13 protein-coding genes are annotated in these 18,901 nt (G+C 65.8%); 5 read left to right on the forward strand and 8 right to left on the reverse strand.

Annotated features, from left to right (window positions below; all coding sequences use genetic code 11):
• Positions 1-215 precede the first annotated feature (215 nt).
• The 5 genes from sucD to metE form a co-directional block, all read right to left on the reverse strand.
• Positions 216-1,097: a succinate--CoA ligase subunit alpha gene (gene sucD / locus HV798_RS23895; RefSeq protein ID WP_025140295.1), complete on the reverse strand. Its 882-nt coding sequence runs from the start codon at positions 1,095-1,097 to the stop codon at positions 216-218.
• Positions 1,098-1,119: 22 nt separating this feature from the next.
• Positions 1,120-2,280 (reverse strand): ADP-forming succinate--CoA ligase subunit beta, encoded by a 1,161-nt coding sequence (sucC, locus tag HV798_RS23900; RefSeq protein ID WP_013392544.1) that lies wholly within the window; start codon positions 2,278-2,280, stop codon positions 1,120-1,122.
• A gap of 10 nt (positions 2,281-2,290) precedes the next feature.
• Positions 2,291-2,893, reverse strand: coding sequence for a DUF2889 domain-containing protein (locus HV798_RS23905; protein WP_175193942.1), 603 nt, complete (start codon positions 2,891-2,893; stop codon positions 2,291-2,293).
• 145 nt (positions 2,894-3,038) lie between these two features.
• Positions 3,039-7,022 (reverse strand): Pls/PosA family non-ribosomal peptide synthetase, encoded by a 3,984-nt coding sequence (locus HV798_RS23910; RefSeq protein WP_175193941.1) that lies wholly within the window; start codon positions 7,020-7,022, stop codon positions 3,039-3,041.
• A 222-nt stretch (positions 7,023-7,244) separates the two neighbouring features.
• Positions 7,245-9,542, reverse strand: coding sequence for a 5-methyltetrahydropteroyltriglutamate--homocysteine S-methyltransferase (gene metE / locus HV798_RS23915; protein WP_175193940.1), 2,298 nt, complete (start codon positions 9,540-9,542; stop codon positions 7,245-7,247).
• Between the two features lie 184 nt (positions 9,543-9,726).
• Here metE and HV798_RS23920 point away from each other — a divergent pair, with 184 nt between their 5' ends.
• Positions 9,727-10,644 carry a LysR family transcriptional regulator gene (locus HV798_RS23920; RefSeq protein ID WP_175193939.1) on the forward strand — a complete coding sequence of 306 codons (918 nt, stop codon included), beginning with the start codon at positions 9,727-9,729 and terminating at the stop codon, positions 10,642-10,644.
• A 121-nt stretch (positions 10,645-10,765) separates the two neighbouring features.
• Here the strand turns inward: HV798_RS23920 and recX are convergent, their stop codons facing one another.
• Entirely contained in the window at positions 10,766-11,584 is an 819-nt protein-coding gene (gene recX / locus HV798_RS23925; RefSeq protein WP_175193938.1) for a recombination regulator RecX, read from the reverse strand.
• Positions 11,585-11,744: 160 nt separating this feature from the next.
• Positions 11,745-12,806, reverse strand: a complete 1,062-nt coding sequence (recA, locus tag HV798_RS23930; RefSeq protein ID WP_025140288.1) for a recombinase RecA — start codon at positions 12,804-12,806, stop codon at positions 11,745-11,747.
• A gap of 284 nt (positions 12,807-13,090) precedes the next feature.
• Here recA and HV798_RS23935 point away from each other — a divergent pair, with 284 nt between their 5' ends.
• The 3 genes from HV798_RS23935 to HV798_RS23945 all read left to right on the forward strand — a co-directional run bounded on the left by HV798_RS23935 (position 13,091) and on the right by HV798_RS23945 (position 17,154).
• Entirely contained in the window at positions 13,091-13,780 is a 690-nt protein-coding gene (locus HV798_RS23935) for a response regulator transcription factor (protein ID WP_006393745.1), read from the forward strand.
• 115 nt (positions 13,781-13,895) lie between these two features.
• Positions 13,896-15,272 carry a sensor histidine kinase N-terminal domain-containing protein gene (locus HV798_RS23940; protein WP_175193991.1) on the forward strand — a complete coding sequence of 459 codons (1,377 nt, stop codon included), beginning with the start codon at positions 13,896-13,898 and terminating at the stop codon, positions 15,270-15,272.
• Positions 15,273-15,492: 220 nt separating this feature from the next.
• Positions 15,493-17,154: an MFS transporter gene (locus HV798_RS23945; protein WP_425486167.1), complete on the forward strand. Its 1,662-nt coding sequence runs from the start codon at positions 15,493-15,495 to the stop codon at positions 17,152-17,154.
• 406 nt (positions 17,155-17,560) lie between these two features.
• On the opposite strand, the gene HV798_RS23950 is transcribed toward HV798_RS23945, so the two are convergent.
• Entirely contained in the window at positions 17,561-17,770 is a 210-nt protein-coding gene (locus HV798_RS23950; protein WP_025140285.1) for a hypothetical protein, read from the reverse strand.
• Positions 17,771-17,921: 151 nt separating this feature from the next.
• On the opposite strand from HV798_RS23950, the gene HV798_RS23955 reads away from it, so the two are divergent.
• Complete coding sequence (locus HV798_RS23955; protein ID WP_025140284.1) at positions 17,922-18,821, forward strand: recombination-associated protein RdgC; 900 nt, start codon at positions 17,922-17,924, stop codon at positions 18,819-18,821.
• The last annotated feature ends 80 nt before the right edge of the window (positions 18,822-18,901 follow it).

Below are 18,901 nucleotides of genomic sequence, written 5' to 3' on the forward strand. Positions count from 1 at the left end.
ATGGGTGAAAAAGACAAAAAGACGTACTGACCGTCTTGGTGCGAGCCCGACGGCATTCTTGCTGGGTACGTGCGGAATTTCTTTCATTATAGTTTCGTTCAGCTTTCCGTATGTTTCACCGGCCGCATCATGGACACGGGGTTTCCCTAGGAAACACCGCAAAACGAACGAAAAAAAGGCCCGCCAAGGCGGGCCTTTTTGCCATGCAACCGACTTTACAGCACCGACTTGAGCAGCTTGCCCATTTCGGAGGGGTTGCGCGTCGTGCGGATACCGCAAGCTTCCATGACTTCCAGCTTGGCGTCGGCCGTGTCGGCGCCACCGGAGATCAGGGCGCCAGCGTGGCCCATGCGCTTTCCGGGAGGGGCGGTGACACCAGCGATGAAGCCGACGACCGGCTTCTTCATGTTGTCCTTGGCCCACTCAGCGGCGTTGACTTCGTCCGGACCGCCGATTTCGCCGATCATGATGACGGCGTCGGTGTCGGGATCGTCATTGAACATGCGCAGGACGTCGACGTGCTTCAGGCCGTTGATGGGGTCACCACCGATGCCGACGGCGCTGGATTGACCCAGGCCCAGCTCGGTGACTTGCGCCACGGCTTCGTACGTCAGGGTGCCCGAACGGCTGACGATGCCGATGCGGCCCTTGCGGTGGATGTGACCGGGCATGATGCCGATCTTGATTTCGTCGGGGGTGATCAGGCCGGGGCAGTTCGGGCCCAGCAGCAGCGTCTTGCTGCCCTTGGCCTTCATGCGGTTCTTGACTTCCAGCATGTCACGGACGGGGATGCCTTCGGTGATGCAGATCACCAGATCCAGTTCGGCCTCGACGGCTTCCCAGATGGCGGCGGCGGCGCCGGCCGGCGGCACGTAGATGACGGACACGGTCGCGCCGGTGTCGGCCTTGGCGTCTTTCACCGAAGCGAAAATCGGCACGCCTTCGAAGTCTTCACCCGCCTTCTTGGGGTTCACGCCGGCCACGAAAGCGGCCTTGCCATTGGCGTACTCACGGCACATACGGGTGTGGAACTGGCCCGTCTTGCCCGTGATGCCCTGGGTGATGACCTTGGTGTCCTTGTTGATCAGAATCGACATTTGTGAATCCTTGGGTTTTTCTTTACTTGACGGCGGCTACGACGCGGGTGGCGGCTTCGGCCATCGTGTCGGCGCTGATGATCGGCAGACCGGAGTCGGCCAGCATCTTCTTGCCGAGTTCTTCGTTGGTGCCCTTCATGCGGACGACCAGCGGCACGTTCAGGTTGACGGCCTTGCAAGCCGCGATCACGCCTTCGGCGATGACGTCGCAGCGCATGATGCCGCCGAAGATGTTGACCAGGATGGCCTTCACGCTCTTGTTCTTGAGCATGATCTTGAAGGCTTCCGTGACCTTCTCGGCCGTGGCGCCGCCGCCGACGTCCAGGAAGTTGGCCGGCTCGCCGCCGAACAGCTTGATGGTGTCCATCGTGGCCATGGCCAGACCGGCGCCGTTCACCAGGCAGCCGATGTTGCCGTCGAGCTGAATGTAGGCCAGGTCGAACTTGCTGGCTTCGATTTCAGCGGGATCTTCTTCGTCCAGGTCGCGGTAGGCGACGATTTCCGGGTGGCGGAACAGGGCGTTGGGGTCGAAGTTGAACTTGGCGTCCAGGGCGATGATGTTGCCCTTGCTGTCGCGGTTCAGCGGGTTGATTTCAACCAGCGAGGCGTCGGTGTCCATGTAGCACTTGTAGAGCTTCTGGAACACGTCAACGGCCTGGGCGGTCGAGTCGGCGGGCAGGCCGATCGCGTTGGCGATCTTGGTGGCTTGCTCGGCGGACAGGCCGGTCAGCGGGTCGATGTATTCGGTGATGATCTTTTCGGGGGTGGAGTGAGCCACTTCCTCGATGTCCATGCCGCCTTCGCTGGAGGCGATGAAGGCGACCTTCTGCGTGGCGCGGTCAGTGACCAGCGACACGTAGTATTCCTTCTGGATGTCGGCGCCGTCTTCGATGTACAGGCGACGGACCTTCTGGCCTTCCGGGCCGGTCTGGTGCGTGATCAGCTGCATGCCCAGGATTTCCGAGGCCAGCTTGCGCACGTCGTCGAGCGAGCGCGCCAGCTTGACGCCGCCGCCCTTGCCGCGGCCGCCCGCGTGGATTTGTGCCTTGACGACCCAAACCGGTCCACCCAGCTTTTCAGCGGCAGCCACGGCCTCGTCGACGGAAAGTGCGGGGATCCCGCGCGGCACGGGGACGCCAAATTGCTTCAGCAGTTCCTTGCCTTGATACTCGTGGATTTTCATGTGTTACCTGTCAGGACGTATGAGAAAGAGAAGGTGAATCGGAGGTCGAATCGGCCGATGCCTCAGCGCTGCCCCCGGTGTACCACTTGGGATAGTGCTCAGCCACCACCGGGCCGCCGGTGCTCAGGGCATGGCAGCCGTCCAGTTGGAATGGACGCCGGTTCGGGTTGCTTTCCTGCCGCCGGCGGTTGGCCATGGTCTGGACCGCCGCGGTGGGAAGCACCTGCGACAGCTCGGTCATGTGCGTACAGCCTTCGACATGGCCGAACCGTTCCTTGACCTGGCGGCGGAACCCCTTGAGCAGGTTCATGCCGATCAGGTCTTGGTAGGCGGATTCGATGGCCATGCAATGCTCGCCATAGGGAGCGGCATCATAGACGGCCTGCGCGGCGACGATGGTGAAATCGCCGTCGATGGTAATGCGCAGGTGCATATGGTGGATGGGTTGCCCCGCCTTGAACATTTCGCCGTCGCGCTTGGGAAAATCGTACGCCTTGACGTCGATGAGCTCGGCTTCCAGGTCCCAATTGCCGTCATCGCGCGCATACGACTGCACACGTATCGAACGCGTGTGCAGCGGCTGGCGAGGACAATCCGGCGGTGGCAAGGGCATGCTTGGGGCCTGCGGGGCGAAAAGGGCCGGGCAAAGAATGGTGCGCGGCAACAAAACCTTCAAAGTATAGCGCAGCCCGCCCTGCCCCAACCGTCTTGATGCGCGCCGCGCGGCCCTGGCGCCGGCCCCGCGGCCGCCAGGCGCATCAGCGCCGCGTCCACGGGGTGGCCGGACTGCCCATCCAGGCCTGGCCGGCGGGAATGCTTTCGCCCTTGAGCACCAGCGTCAGCGGCCCCAGGCGGGCGCCCTCTTCGACCCGGGTGTCGTACAGGATCGTGGTGCGCGGGCCGACATTGACGCCGTTGCCAATGCGAACCGGCCCGATTTTCATGACCCGGTCTTCGAACAGGTGAGTCTGCGGCCCCGACCAGGCGTGCAGCACGGCATCGTCCCCAATAAACACGCAGTCGTACTCGGTGACGTCGGTCGTGTCCATGAACACTCGCTTGCCGATCTTGGCGCCCATGCAGCGCAGCGCCAGCGGCAGCCAGGGCGTGGCCCGCAGGAAATTGAAGAAGTTGGGCACCGCGATGGACTCGTACAGGCTGGTGACGGCTTCGCTCTTCCAGACGAACGGCGTCCACATCGGCTCGGCGCGCGGCCGGTAGCGGCCGATCAGCAGCCATTTGAGCAGCACCAGGAACAGGAAGGTGCCCACGCCATACAGCACGCCGGCCAGCATCAGCTCATCGAAGGCAGCCAGGAAGCCGTCGCGCACGGCGATGGGGATGACCTTCATGACCGTCAGGTAGCCCACGGCGATGACCACGGCCAGCGGCAGGATCATGCGCATGCCCTCGACCGCGCCGCGCGCCACCTTGCGGCCCAGGCTGGGGCGGAAGGTCAGGTGCTCGGGAAAGCCGGCCGTCTGCTCGCGCGCCGGCAGCGCCAGCGGCGGATTGCCCAGCCAGGTCTGGCCGCTGGCCATGCGGGCGTTGGCGGGGGCGCGGCTCTGCACGCCGATGAGCACATCGTCGGGCAGCACCGAGCCGTCCGGCACGTAGGCGCCGTTGCCGACGAAGCTGCGGTTGCCGATGACGGTGGGCCGCATGGTCATCCAGCCACGGTCGATTTCCTCGTCGCCCAGCATCACGCCGTCGGCGATGAAGCTGTCGCGGCCCAGGGTCAGCATGTCGGGCACGATGCCCATCGCGGTGGAAATCTCGGTGCCCCGCCCGACCTTGGCGCCCAGCAGCCGGTACCAGGTGCCGGCGTAGATGGAGGCATACAGGCCGTGCAGCACGCTCAGGCTGGATTCCTGGATCTGGTTGGTCAGCCAGCGCCGCAGGTAGATCTGGCCGTAGACGGGCCAACGCCCGCCCGTCAGGCGCGGCAGCAACGCCCAGCGCAGCATGGCCGAGACCAGCACGGTCAGGAACAGCAGCAAGGCGCTGGCGGGCAAGGCCAGCAACAGATAGGCCAGGAACGCGTTGGGCCACCAGACACGCGAGCCCATCAGGTCGAGCCAGCGCGCGTCGATCCAGTCGATCAAGACGAAGCTGGGGAACACCGGCATGAAGAACAGCGCGGCGATCAGCGTGCCGCCGCCGGCATAGGCCAGCACGTCCAGCCGGGCCCAACGGCCTTCGCGCACCGGACGCGGCGGCAGTTCGGGGGCACGGGCCTGCGGATCGTGGCGGGCCGGCGCGCCGGTCCAGATCTGGCCGGCGGGAATGCGCGAACCGGCCGGCAGGGACGACAGGCCTTCCAGGCGGGCGCCGTCTTCCATCGTGACGTTGCCCTGCACCACCGCATACGAGCCGATATAGGCGTTGTCGGCCAGGACGATCGGGGCGACTTCCCAGTGCGCGCCGCGCACTTCGAAGTTTTCCAGGTTGACCGCCGCGCCGATGCTGGCGCCGTCGCCCACGGTCAGCAGGTCGGGCGCACGCACGGAAATGCGGCTGATGGCGGTGTCGCGGCCGATGCGCGCGCCCAGCGCCCGCAGGTACCAGGCCTGCAGCGGCGACCCGGCCAGCAGATGCGCGGGCGGGATGTCCAGCACGCGGTCGACCAGCCACCAGCGGTAGAAGGTCCAGCCATACAGCGGATAGCGGCCCGGCTTGAGCCGGCCCAGGATGCCCCACTTGCACACCACCGCCACGCCGAAGCTGAGCAGGTTGCAGGCCAGGTAGCTGGCAATGGACAGCGCCACGGCGCCCCAGACCGAATCGCCTTCGTCGCCGGTGAAGTAGTGATAGGTGAAGAACGGCGTCAGCCAGATCAGCATGCGCACGCCGATCAAGAGCGGCAGCACGGCCAACTGCGCCAGGCCGCAGGCCCAGCGGCGCCATTCGGGCGCACGCTCTGGCGCTACGCCCTCGCCTGTGGCGCCAGCCTCGGTCGGCACCACCGCCGCCTCGTCCGCCAGCGTGTCCAGCCGGGCCGCCAGCGCCCCCAGCACCGAATGCTGGTAGAGCTCGTGCATGGTCAGCGCGGAGAATTGCGGATGCTTGCGCAGCGACGACACCAGCCGCGCGGCCAGCAGCGAATGGCCGCCCAGGTCGCGGAAGAAGTCGCTGGCCAGGCGCAACGGCTGGCCCGGAAACAGCGGCCGCAATGCCTCGAACAGCGCGTGTTCGCCGGCCGATGCCGGGATGTCGTCTTCGCCGCTGGGTTCGGAAGCCGTGGCCAGTTCGCGCGCCTTGAGCGCCTTGCGGTCGATCTTGCCCGAGGTCAGCCGCGGCACCTCGGCCACCAGCTCGAAGCGGGCGGGAATCATGTAGGCCGGCAACTCGGCAGCCAGCGCCGCGCGCAGCGCGTGGGGGTCGAGCCGGGCGTCGCCCTCGGGCGTCAGGAATGCCACCAGCTGGTCGATGCCGGCCAGATCGCGCAGCACCACGGCGGCGGCGCCCACACCAGCCTGGCGGTACAGGGCCGCCTCGATCTCGCCCAGTTCGACCCGAAAGCCGCGCACCTTGACCTGGTCGTCGCTGCGGCCTAGGCACTGGATCTGGCCGTTTTCGTCGATGCGGGCCAGGTCGCCGCTGCGGTACATGCGGGTGTCGTGCTCGCCCGTGGGGCGCGGGTTGGCCAGGAACTTCTCGGCCGTCAGTTCGGGGCGCCCCAGATAGCCGCCGGCTACGCCGGGGCCGGTGATACAGAGTTCGCCGGTCTGCCCTTGCGGCAGCACCGCGCCGTCTTCACCGCGGATCAGCATGCCGTAGTTGGGCAGCGGCGTGCCGATGGTGACCGGTTGTCCGGGCAGCAGTTCGGCCAGGCTGGCCGACACGGTGGTTTCGGTGGGGCCGTAGGTATTAAATAGGCGGCGGCCCGGCGTGGCCCAGCGCTGCACCAGGAATTCCGGGCACATCTCGCCGCCCAGGTTGACGATGCGCAGGCCCGGCACGTCGCGGCCGAACAGCGCCAGCAGCGTGGGCACCGCATGCAGCACCGTCACGCCTTCGCGCACCAGGGCCTCGGGCAGCGCTTCGGGATCGGTGGTCAGCATCTTGGGGGCCACCCAGAGGGTCGCGCCGACCAGGTAGCTGATCCAGATTTCCTCGAACGACATATCGAAGGCGACCGAAAAGCCCTGGTACACCTTGTCGCCCAGGCGCACGCCCAGCACTTCGTTTTCGCTGCGCAGGAAGTGGCAGATGCTGGCCTGGCTGATGGGCACGCCCTTGGGCTTGCCGGTAGACCCCGAGGTGTAGATGACGTAGGCCGGGTGCTCGGGCAGCAGCCCCGCGCGCCGGCGCAGTGACCCCTCGACCGGCTCGGACAACTGCCAGGTGGTCCAAGTCAGCATGCCGTCCAGCCGCACGTCGCCACCGGCGATCAGGCCGCGCGAACCCGCGTCCTGCAGGCAGACCAGCATGCGGTCGGCGGGCGTATCGGATTCGAACGGCAGCCAGGCGGCGCCCGCCTTGGCGATGGCCGCCTGCATGACCAGCAGGTCATCGCCGCGCGGCAGGCACAGGCCGACGATGTCGCCGGGCCGCACGCCCGCCTCGATCAGGTGGTGCGCAGCCAGGTCGGCCCGACGCCCCAGCGTGTCGTAGGTCAGTGATTGATCCAGCCATTGGATGGCGACAGCGGCGGGATGCCGCAGGATCGTGGCTTCCAGAATATCGGGCAACGTTTCCGCGGCAAGCAGATCCGGCCGATAAGGGCCTTGGAGAATCATAGGTACGGCAACAATCCGGTGAGTAGGATTTTTGCTTATTGACCCACAAGGCGCGGTTTCGTTCAAGCGGTGGCCCAAAAAAACCCCTGATTTGTGCGTGAGGTGCACAAACCAGGGGGCCGGGCTGCCGGGCCCGGCAGTCCGGGCGCGAACCTGCCCGGCAGATCAGGCCGCAGCCCGATTGGCCGCGTGCTTCTTATGAGGCGTGATTCTGCGGCGTGGTCATGCGGCGTTGCGCAGCGCGCGGGCCGCTTGCACCATGCCGATCAGGGCGGCTTCGGTTTCGGGCCAGGCGCGCGTCTTCAGGCCGCAGTCCGGGTTGACCCACAGGCGCTCCTTGGGCAGGCGGGCGGCGGCTTTTTCCATCAGGCCGACCATCCAGTCCACTTCGGGCACGTTGGGCGAGTGGATGTCGTAGACGCCCGGACCGATGTCGTTCGGATAGCGGAAGTCTTCGAACGCCTTGAGCAGTTCCATGTTGGAGCGCGACGTTTCGATCGTGATCACATCGGCGTCCATGGCCGCGATGGATTCGATGATGTCGTTGAACTCCGAATAGCACATGTGGGTGTGGATCTGCGTCTCGTCACGCACGCCGGCGGTCGACAGGCGGAAGCAATCCACGGCCCAGTCCAGGTACGCCTGCCAGTCGGCGCGGCGCAGCGGCAGGCCTTCGCGGATGGCCGGCTCGTCGATCTGGATGACGCTGATGCCGGCCGCTTCCAGGTCCACCACTTCGTCGCGCAGGGCCAGCGCCAGTTGGCGGCAGGTCTGTTCGCGCGGCTGGTCGTCACGCACGAACGACCACTGCAGGATGGTGACCGGGCCGGTCAGCATGCCCTTGACCGGCTTGTCGGTCAGCGACTGCGCGTAGGACGACCAGCCCACCGTCATCGGCGCGGGGCGGGCCACGTCGCCAAAGATGATCGGCGGCTTGACGCAACGCGAGCCGTAGCTCTGCACCCAGCCGTTCTTGGTGAAGGCAAAACCGGCCAGCAGCTCGCCGAAGTATTCCACCATGTCGTTGCGCTCGGGTTCGCCGTGCACCAGGACGTCCAGGCCCACCTTTTCCTGGAAGCGGATCACTTCCTCGATTTCCTTGCGGATGGCCGTCTCGTAGGCCGAGTCCGTCAGCGCGCCCGACTTCCAGTCGCGACGCAGCGCGCGGATTTCGGCGGTCTGCGGGAACGATCCAATGGTGGTGGTCGGATAGGCGGGCAGGCCCAGCTCTTCCTGTTGGCGAGCGATACGGCCGGCAAACGGCGCGCGGTCGCGCGACACGCTGGCCGAGGCGGCCATGCGCTGGGCCACGGCCGGGTTGTGAATGCGGGCCGACGAACGGCGAGCCGCCAGGGCGGCGCGCTGCCTGGCCAGCCCCTCCTGTACCGACGGTTCCGTGGCGCTGTCCAGGGCGCGGCCCAACAGGCTCAGTTCTTCCAGTTTCTGCGCGGCGAACGACAGCCAGCTCTTGAGCTCGGCGTCCAGTTCGGTTTCGTTGGCCAGGTCCACCGGCACATGCAGCAGCGAGCACGACGGCGCCAGCCACAGGCGTTCGCCCAGTTGTTGCTTGACCGGCGCCAGCGTGGCGATCGCCGCGTCCAGGTCGGTGCGCCAGATGTTGCGGCCATTGATCACCCCGGCGGACAGCACCTTGTCGGCGCCCAGGCCGGCCACCACGTCGGCCAGTTGTTCCGGCGCACGGACCAGGTCGACGTGCAGGCCGGCGACCGGCAGGCCCAGCGTCGTGGCAAGGTTGTCCTTCAGGCCGTCGAAGTACGTGGCAATCAACAGTTTCACCGGGCTGGACGACAACGTGGCGTACACCTGCTTGAAGGCGTCGCGCCAGGCTTGCGGCAGGTCAAGCGCCAGGATCGGCTCGTCGATCTGCACCCATTCCACGCCCAGCTTGGCAAAACGCGCCAGCACGTCTTCGTACACCGGCACCAGGTTGGCCAGCAGTTGCAGCTTGGCCGGATCGGCGGCGCCCGCGGCGAACGCGTCGCCCTTGCCCTGGAACAGCCAGGTCAACGGACCCGGAATGACCGGCTTGACGGCATGGCCTTGCGCCTGGGCTTCCTGGACCTGCTCGAACAGCGATTCGCGCGCGATGCGGAAGGTCTGGCCGGGAACGAGTTCCGGCACGATGTAGTGATAGTTGGTGTCGAACCACTTGGTCATTTCGCAGGCAGCGGCGGGCTTGCCCGACGGCGCACGGCCACGGCCCATGCGGAACAAGGTGTCCAGCGACACCGGTTCATTGTCTTTCTGGCCGAAGCGCGCGGGCACGGCGCCCAGCAGGGTGGTCCATTCCAGGATCTGGTCGTACCAGGCGAAATCGCCCACGGGCACGAACTTCAGGCCGGCGGCGGCCTGCAGATTCCAGTGCTGGGCGCGCAGGTCGCGGCCCGTCTGTTCCAACGCTTCGGCGGTCTGCTTGCCGGCCCAGTAGGCTTCGACAGCGCGTTTCAACTCGCGGTGGGCCCCGATGCGGGGGAAACCCAAATTATGAATCGTAGTCATGGCTATCCCTTTGTTCGACAAAATTTGTTCATGTGAAGGCTATTCTGCCGCCAAATCAAAATGAATCAAAATCAATGTCTACATTCATAAGATGAGAAAATCTCATACAATATAAGTTCATTCCCACCTACTGGGTTGGGAGCCCCCGCCGCGCCGGCTAAGCCCTGCCCTTTACACCGCCCGCATGCTGGAAATCCGCCACCTAGAAACGCTGACCGCCATCCGTGAAGGCGGCAGCCTGCAGGAAGCCGCCGAGCGCCTGCACCTGACCCAATCCGCGCTGTCGCACCAATTGCGCGACCTGGAAACCCGGCTGGGCACACCGCTGCTGAACCGCCGCACCCGCCCGGCCCGGCTGACCACGGCAGGCCTGCGCGTACTGGCCCTGGCCGACGAAGTGCTGCCGCGCATGCGCGCCACCGAGCGCGAACTGCAGCGCCTGGCCGCTGGCCGTACCGGCCGCCTGCACCTGGCGATCGATTGCCATTCCTGCTTTCAATGGTTGATGCCGGCGCTGGACGCTTTCCGCGTGCAATGGCCGGATGTCGCGCTCGACCTGTCGGCGGCGTTTTCCTTCGCCCCCCTGCCGGCATTGGTACGGGGGGATCTGGACCTGGTGATCACGTCCGACCCGCAGCCGCTGGATGCCGTTCAATACTTGCCGCTCTTCAAGTACGAGCTGGTGCTGGCCGTGTCCGAGTCCAACCCGCTGGCCGGCAGCAAGTTCGTCATGCCCGACCAACTGGCCGACCAGACGCTCATCACCTACCCGGTGGACAAGCAGCGCCTGGATGTCTTCACGGCCTTCCTGGACCCGGCCGACGTCGAACCCGCCGCCATCCGCAAGGCCGAACTGACGCCGATCATCGCGCAGTTGGTCGCCAGCAACCGGGGCGTGGCCGCCCTGCCCAACTGGGCGCTGACCGAATACATGAACCAGGGCTGGCTGCGCCAGTGCCGCCTGGGGCCGCAAGGCGTCTGGCGCACGCTGTACGCCACGGTGCGCAGCGAAGACACGGACGCGTCTTATATCGATGAATTCCTGACACTGACGCGCGACGTCTGCTTCAAGACGCTCAGCGGCATCAAGTCGGCGAAGTAAGGGCAGCGGCGTACGCGGGGCCATCGCGCCACGAACCCGTTGCTCTCAGTCCGAGGTTCCAGCGGCCGGCGGTCCGGCGATCCGGCCTTAGCGTGATTCGACGGGACGCCGCCAGGCGACGTCATTCGTCGTCGCCCGCCCCCAGGATGCGGCGAATGACATCGTGCGCAAAGCCGCGGCTGGCCAGAAAGCGCGCCTGCTTGGCATAGGCCGCGCGATCTTCAGGCTTGGCGTCGAACTTTCTTTTCCAGACTTCCAACGCGCGGTCGTATTCCGTGGCGCGCAGTTGTTCGCGCAGTTCGGCCACCTGGTTGTCGTCCACGCCGTGTTGACGCAGTTCCTGGACAATGCGGGCCGCCCCCTGGCGCGAGGCGCGCCGGTGCACCAGGCTTTGCGCAAAGCGTTCGGTGGACAGCCAGCCTTCTTTTTCCAGCGCGTCGAGCACAGTGTCGACTTCGGCCGGATCTTCGGCATGGGGGGCAAGCTTGCGAGCCAGCTCTTCGCGGGCATGCTCGCGCCGCGACAGATACCCCACGGCACGCATCTTCAAGGACGGCCCCTTGGGCGGGGCCTTGGCCTTGCGAGGGGGATCGGACGGTCCGCCGCCCGACGGATCGCCGCCCGACGGATCGCCGCCCGACGGTTCGCCGCCCGACGGATCGCGGCCCGACGGATCGCGGCCTGAAGCCTCTCCTTCTCGAGCAGAACCTGCGCGCGAGCCGTATCGGCCGGACGCGCCCTTGCGGCCCGCCGCCCGCATTTCAGAACTGCGCTGCCATTGATCGGGCGGCGCGTCGTTGCTGCCCTGGCCGGCCGCATCCGCCTCGCGCCGTGCGTCCGACGTGCGGCGCAAGCCTTCGGGCTTGGCCACGGTTTCGAATTCGTCGTCCAGCTTGGCGCGTAGGCGGTCAGCGGACGCGGCGGAGGGTTTCCAGCTCATGCGCTTCCTGCTTGCTAAGTGCCAGCGGCAGGTCTCTCATGCCGGCCCCTGAGACATAGAGACCGAAAGCATGGGAGCCTGCCGCTGGCCGCCGGGCAAGTGAGCCCGGCGGCGAAGCCAGGACCCGGCATCGGGGCCTGGCGACGGATTACCGAACGATTTACTCGGCGTCGTCTTCCGCGGTGGGGACGAATTCAGCGGCGCGGCTGACGATGCCCTGGTTTTCGCGCACGCGGTTTTCGATTTCGATCGCGATTTCCTTGTGCTCTTTCAGGTATTCGCGGACGTTGTCCTTGCCCTGGCCGATGCGGTTGCCGTTGTAGCTGTACCACGCGCCGGACTTGTCCACCACGTTGGCGGCCACGCCCAGGTCGATGATTTCGCCTTCGCGCGAGATGCCGGCGCCGTACATGATGTCGAATTCGGCCTGCTTGAACGGGGGCGCCACCTTGTTCTTGACGACCTTGACGCGGGTTTCGTTGCCGACGACCTCGTCGCCCTTCTTGATGGAGCCGATGCGGCGGATATCCAGGCGCACCGAGGCGTAGAACTTGAGCGCATTGCCGCCGGTGGTGGTTTCGGGGTTGCCGAACATGACGCCGATCTTCATGCGGATCTGGTTGATGAAGATGACCATGCAGTTGGTGCGCTTGATGGTGGCGGTCAGCTTGCGCAGCGCCTGGCTCATCAGGCGGGCCTGCAGGCCCGGCAGCGAATCGCCCATTTCGCCTTCGATTTCGGCCTTGGGCACCAGGGCCGCGACCGAGTCGATGACGATCAGGTCGACCGAACCCGAACGCACCAGGGCGTCGGTGATTTCCAGCGCCTGCTCGCCCGTGTCCGGTTGCGAGATCAGGAGGTCGGTCAGGTTGACGCCCAGCTTGTTGGCGTACTGCACGTCCAGCGCGTGTTCGGCGTCGACGAAGGCGCAGGTGCCGCCGATTTTCTGCATTTCGGCAATGACTTGCAGGGTCAGCGTGGTCTTGCCCGAGGATTCCGGACCGTAGATTTCAACCACGCGGCCCCGCGGCAAACCGCCGACGCCCAGCGCGATATCCAGCCCCAACGACCCCGTGGACACCACCTGGATGTCGTGCGAGACCTCGTTGTCGCCGTAGCGCATGATCGAGCCCTTGCCGAACTGCTTTTCGATCTGCGAAAGCGCGGCGGCAAGCGCCTTGGCTTTTTCCGAAGCGGCGGCCTTGGTGGTTTTGTCGTCCATGTAGAGTCCTGTCTGTAACGTATCGGGGCGCGGTACGGGGTTGTCGAGAGATTTCGGATAGCGCAGATTATGGCATCGGATTGTACTGTACAAAAAACCAGTGTGCCAGAGTTTTCCACGTATTCCCTGAGTGGGCAAGCCCGGTCGCCTGTGACAGAATCGCGGATACCCCCGGCGATATGTCCCCTTTGCCCGCCGGGCCTCCCGCCCCAGGGCTTCGTGCCCCCCGGCGGCCAGCGCGCGCCCGCTGCGCGATGCCGGATTTCCTTATTTTTCAGCAGCCCATGCGTATCCTGATCGCCGAAGACGACAGCATCCTGGCCGACGGCCTGTCACGCTCGCTGCGCCACAACGGCTACGCGGTCGACGCCGTACGCGACGGCCTGGCCGCCGATTCCGCCCTGGCGGCCCAGGCCTTCGACCTGCTCATCCTGGACCTCGGCCTGCCGCAACTGGCCGGGCTTGAAGTGCTGCGCCGCCTGCGGGCCCGCAATTCCGCCCTGCCCGTCCTCATCCTGACCGCCGCCGACAGCATCGAACAACGCGTCAAAGGCCTGGACCTGGGCGCCGACGACTACATGGCCAAGCCTTTCGCGCTGTCCGAACTCGAAGCCCGGGTGCGCGCCCTGACCCGCCGCGGCGCGGGCGGCGGCGCCACGCTGCTCAAGCACGGCCGGCTGGTGTTCGACCAGACCGGCCGCGTGGCCATGGTCGATGACCAGACGCTGGACCTGTCCGCACGCGAAGTCAGCCTGCTCGAGATCCTGCTGACCCGCAGCGGCCGCATGGTCAGCAAGACCCAACTGGTCGACCACCTGTGCGAATGGGGCGAAGAAGTCAGCACCAACGCCATCGAAGTCTATGTGCACCGCCTGCGCAAGAAGCTGGAACCCAGCGGCGTGAAGATCGTGACGGTGCGCGGCCTGGGCTATTGCCTCGAACGGGACCAGGGTGCGGCGTACCTCGCAAGCTGAGCCCGCCACGCCAGAGGCGCTCAACCAGGAAGCGCTGGATGTCATGCGGGCCGGCGCCCGCGGCCCCAGCTTCGCGCCGCCGCAGCGCTCGCTGCTGGGCGAGATCCTGGACTGGATGCTGGCGCCCCTGTTCCTGCTATGGCCCATGAGCGTGGCCATCACTTACGTGGTGGCGCAGAACATCGCCAACGTGCCCTACGACCGGGCGCTGGCCAACAACCTGCACGTGCTGACCCGCCAGGTACACGCCCAGGACGGCCGCGCCGTGCTGCGCATGACCGATCCGGCGCGCGAAGTGCTGCGCGCCGACGAGACCGACAGCGTCTTCTGGCTGGCCCTGGGCAGCCGCGGCGAATACCTGGGCGGCGACCGCGCCCTGCCGCTGCCCGCCTCGGTCGGCCAGCCGCGTCCCGGCGAAGTGCAGTACGAAGACGACACCCTGCGCGGCTTCGGCATCCGCCTGGCCTACACCTGGGTCGACCTGAACCTGCCCAATACCCAACCCGCGCTGCTGATCGTGGCCGAGACGGTCGAAAAGCGCACCCAGCTGGCCAACGACATCATCAAGGGCGTGATCATTCCGCAGTTCGTGGTGCTGCCGATCGCGGTGCTGCTGGTGTGGTTCGGGCTGTCGCGCGGCGTGGCGCCACTGAACGCGCTGCAGCAGCGGCTGCGGGCACGCCGGCCCGACGACCTGTCGCCCATCGACGAACGCGCCGCGCCATCCGAGATCGCGCCGCTGGTCGCGGCCATGAACGATCTGCTCGATCGCCTGTCGGCCAACGTGCAGGCGCAGCGCCGCTTCGTCGCCGACGCCGCGCATCAACTGAAGACCCCGCTGGCCGGCCTGCGCACGCAGGCCGAGCTGGCCCTGCGCGACGCCAGTCCCGAAGAAATGCAGTCCAGCCTGCGCCAGTTGGTGACCGGCTCCGAGCGCGCGACGCGCCTGGTGAACCAATTGCTGTTGCTGGCGCGCGCCGAGAACCCCAGCGCCATCGGCCTGGCCGCCACCGACCTGAACGCCATTGCCTACGAGCAGGCCATGCACTGGGTGCCGCAGGCGCTGTCGCTCAGCACCGACCTGGGCTTCGAAGGCTCGGAAACCCCGGTGCTGATCAATGGCAACCCCCTGCTGCTGGCCGAATTGCTGAACAACCTGGTGGACAACGCGCTGCGCTACACGCCACGCGGCGGCCACATCACCGTGCGCGTGCAGGAACAGGATGGCCAGGGCGTGCTGGAGGTCGAGGACTCCGGCCCCGGCATCGCGCCCGAAGAGCGCGAACGCGTGTTCGACCGCTTCTATCGCGTGCTGGGCACGCTGTCCGACGGCAGCGGCCTGGGGCTGGCGATCGTCAGGGAGATCGCCCAGAAGCACCAGGCGACCGTGCTCATCAGCGACCATCCGACGCCGCACTCCGACCTGCCGGGCACCCGTATCCGGGTGGTGTTCCCGCTCTATTCCGAACCCGCCGACGATCTGGACGCCTAGCGTCGCCGTCCTGCCCTGCCTAGGACTATCCCTAGCTCTCCCAGGGAAAGTTACTTTTAGTTTCAATTTTAAGATTCAGGTAAGGGTCACGTCAGAACCTCGTCAGCCTCGCGCCCCAACCTTGCGCATAGCTCGATGTCGGTCTCGCCGGCGGAGGGTGACGCACGGCGGAAAACCGCCGGCCAGAAAAAATCGAGGAGACATCATGAGCACAACTACCATGGCAGGTCGCGGTCCATCCGCGGAACCGCGCCCGATGACCAAGGATGAACGCCGCGTCATCTTTGCCTCGTCGCTGGGCACGGTATTCGAGTGGTACGACTTTTATCTTTACGGTTCGCTGGCCGCGATCATCGCCCAGCACTTTTTCTCGGGCGTGAACCCCACCGCAGGCTTCATTTTCGCGCTGCTGGCCTTCGCCGCCGGCTTCGCGGTGCGCCCCTTCGGCGCACTGGTGTTCGGCCGCCTGGGCGACCTGGTCGGCCGCAAATACACGTTCCTGGTCACCATCGTGCTGATGGGCCTGTCCACCTTCCTGGTGGGCGTGCTGCCCAGCTACGCCAGCATCGGCATGGCCGCTCCCGCCATCCTGATCATCCTGCGCCTCTTGCAAGGCCTGGCGCTGGGCGGTGAATACGGCGGTGCCGCGACCTACGTCGCCGAGCACGCGCCGCATGGCCGCCGCGGCTTCTACACGTCCTGGATTCAAACCACCGCGACCCTGGGCCTGTTCCTGTCGCTGCTGGTGATCCTGGGCATCCGCACCTACCTCGGCGAAGACGACTTCAAGGCCTGGGGCTGGCGCATTCCGTTCCTGATCTCGGTCATCCTGCTGGGCATCTCGGTCTGGATCCGCCTGCAGTTGAATGAATCCCCCACCTTCAAGCGCATGAAGGAAGAAGGCAAGGGTTCGAAGGCCCCGATCAAGGAATCGTTCGGCCAGTGGAAGAACCTGAAGGTCGTGATCCTGGCGCTGCTGGGCCTGACCGCCGGCCAGGCCGTGGTCTGGTACACGGGTCAGTTCTACTCGCTGTTCTTCCTGACGCAGACGCTGAAGGTCGACGCCAACACCGCCAACATCATGATCGCCATCGCGCTCCTGATCGGCACCCCGTTCTTCGTGATCTTCGGCGCCCTGTCGGACAAGATCGGCCGCAAGCCCATCATCATGGCCGGCTGCCTGATCGCTGCGGCGACGTACTTCCCGATCTTCCAGGGCATCACGCACTTCGCCAACCCGGCGCTTGAAAAGGCCCAGGCCAGCGCCCCGGTCACGGTCATCGCCGACCCGACCACCTGCTCGTTCCAGTTCAACCCCGTGGGTACGGCCTCGTTCACCAGCTCTTGCGACGTGGTCAAGTCGTTCATGGCCCGCAACTCGGTGAACTACAAGAACGAAGCGGCCCCCGCCGGTTCGCTCGCCAAGGTCAAGATCGGCAACGACGAGTTCGCCTCGTTCGACGGCAAGGCCATGGCGCCCGCCGACTTCAAGGCCAAGGCCGCCGAACTGGACAAGGCCCTGACCGCCGCGATCCGCAGCCACGGCTACCCCGCCAAGGCTGACCCGGCGCAAAGCAACAACGTCATGGTCGTCGTGCTGCTGACCATCCTGGTGATCTACGTGACCATGGTGTACGGCCCGATCGCGGCCATGCTGGTGGAAATGTTCCCGACCCGCATCCGCTACACCTCGATGAGCCTGCCGTACCACATCGGCAACGGCTGGTTCGGCGGCTTCCTGCCCCCGGTCGCCTTCGCCGTCGTCGCCGCCACCGGCAACATCTACGACGGCCTGTGGTACCCGATCATCATCGCAGTCATGACCCTGGTCATCGGCACGCTGTTCGTGCGCGAATCCAAGGACAACGACATCAACGCTTAAACGACCATCCCCCGCCGGGTGGGACTGCTGCGCCTACCCGGCCTTTCAAAAGCTCCCTTGGGAGCTTTTTTTTTCGCAGGCCTGTCGCGCGTAGCGCGAAAGGCCTGCTGGATTCAGGACGCTGTCAGACCTTGACAATTAGACTGGCGCCTCAGATTACGGCCTTGCGCCTGATCGCCTGGCGATTGATCCCCCTGTCAGGCGGTTGCAGGGCTAGTGTTCTGACACCGATACCGCGTTCCCCGCGAGCCTTTTATGACGCGGTATTGTGTGCTCCCGTACCGGCCCGGCCTCTATTGAGCCGGGCCGCTTTTTTTTCATGCGCCCGAATGCTTGTGCACTCAGATGCGCGCGCATGAAAAAGCGGCCGATGAATCGGCCGCCCGGGATGACGCGAAGGCGCGCTTTAGCGGCGCATGCCGACGCCGATGACCAGCACGCCCGCCACGATGGCCGCGATGCCGGCCCACATGGGGATCGGCACGGACTTCTCGGTTTCGGCCGTAGCCTTGACCGAACCCACCTGCAGCACGGTTTCCTCGGACTTGTAGCTGAAGCCCTTGTAGGCCAAAGCGGCAATGCCCAGCACGATCAGGATAGCGCCGACGACTTTCATGCTTTCTCTCCTCTTGCACACGGTTGCCGCGGACATTACCGCAAGGGCGGACATGTGTCAGTGACAGAACGTGTCGCCTCGCCCCATCGTATTGCACCGCTGCGGCAAAGCGGCCAGGGTCGTATAGAATCTACCCTTTTGGCCGACGCTCATGTGGTTCAAGAATCTCAAGATTTACCGCCTCTCCTCGCCGTGGACCCTGACCGGCGAGCAGCTTGAAGAAACGCTTGCGCGGCATGCCTACCAAGCCGGCAACAACCTCGAAATGCAAAGCCTGGGCTGGGTGCCCCCGCGCGAAAACGGGGGCCTGGCCCACGTCGTGGGCGGGCAGATCCTGCTCAACCTGCGCGCCGAAAAGAAACTGCTGCCCAGCACGGTCGTGAATCAGGTCGCCAAGGCCCGCGCCCAGGAAATCGAAGAGCAGCAAGGCTACAAGCCCGGCCGCAAGCAGATGAAGGAAATCAAGGAACGCGTCACCGACGAGCTCCTGCCGCGCGCCTTCAGCGTCTACCGCGACACCCGCGTCTGGATCGACCCGCAGAACCACTGGCTGGTCATCGACGCCGCCGCCTCGGCCAAGGCCGACGAAGTCATCGGCCTGCTGGCCAAGTGCGTAGATCCGTTCCCGCTCGAAAACCTGTACGTCGCGCAGTCGCCCGCCTCGGCCATGACCGGCTGGCTGGCCGAAGACGAAGCGCCGTCCAACTTCAGCATCGACCAGGACACCGAACTGCGCTCGTCCGGCGAAAGCGGCGCGGCCATCCGCTACGTCAAGCACTCGATCGACGCCGACGACGTGCGCCGCCACATCCAGTCGGGCAAGCAGTGCACGCGCCTGGCCATGACCTGGGCCGACCGCATCTCGTTCGTGCTGACCGAAGGCCTGGACGTCAAGCGCGTTGCCCCCCTGGACGTGCTCAAGGAAGGCAATGACAACATGGCCACCAACGACGACGAAAAGTTCGATTCCGACATGATGCTCATGACGGGCGAGCTGGCCAAGATGCTGGCCGAACTGGTCGAGGCCCTGGGCGGCGAAAAGAAGATCTAAGGCGCCTGGCCGACCTGGCTTTGCCTTATCAGGCCGCCCCGTTCCGGGCGGCCTTTTTCATGCCGCAACGGCGGGAAAGC

Source organism: Achromobacter deleyi (genome assembly GCF_902859705.1).
Lineage (GTDB): Bacteria > Pseudomonadota > Gammaproteobacteria > Burkholderiales > Burkholderiaceae_B > Achromobacter > Achromobacter deleyi.